Genomic DNA, 435 nt, shown 5'->3' with positions numbered 1-435 from the left:
CCAGTTTGCGCGTCTTGGGGCGAGTGGCGCGTTCATCGGCCCGCACCTGGGCCGCGATCGCCCGGTAGCGGCCCGCCGTCGTGCCCCGTGCCAGCTCCCGGGAGATCGTCGAGGCGGAACGTCCCAACAGCCGCGCGATCTCACGGACCCCGCGCCCCTCAGCGCGCAGCACAGCCAGTTCCTCGCGCTCCGTCAAGGACAGGTAGCGGCCCGAGGGCTCGCCCAGATCTGCAGGCAGCACGCCGCCAGCCTGCCGGATCTTGCGGTAGCCCGTCGCGAACGAGATCCCGGCAACCTGCGCGGCATCGAACACGCTCAACCCGTCACGCACACCCCGCCAGAACGCGTGCTCGACACTTCGCACGACCTTTGTCCCGTCACCCATCGCAACACCCCTCGCTAGATCAGGTGTTGCGACGACCGCTTGAACCCGCC

1 protein-coding gene is annotated in these 435 nt (G+C 69.7%); it reads right to left on the bottom strand.

From position 1 onward, the window contains the following. The coding region (locus EYB28_RS19675) for a helix-turn-helix domain-containing protein (RefSeq protein ID WP_166852936.1) at positions 1-385 on the bottom strand (385 nt) is incomplete at its 3' end. Positions 386-435 lie beyond the last annotated feature (50 nt).

It is taken from the genome of Isoptericola sp. BMS4 (genome assembly GCF_011634835.1).
GTDB lineage: Bacteria > Actinomycetota > Actinomycetes > Actinomycetales > Cellulomonadaceae > Isoptericola.
Note: the sequence above shows the minus strand (reverse complement) of the source record. Positions and strands in the feature narration are given on the sequence as shown.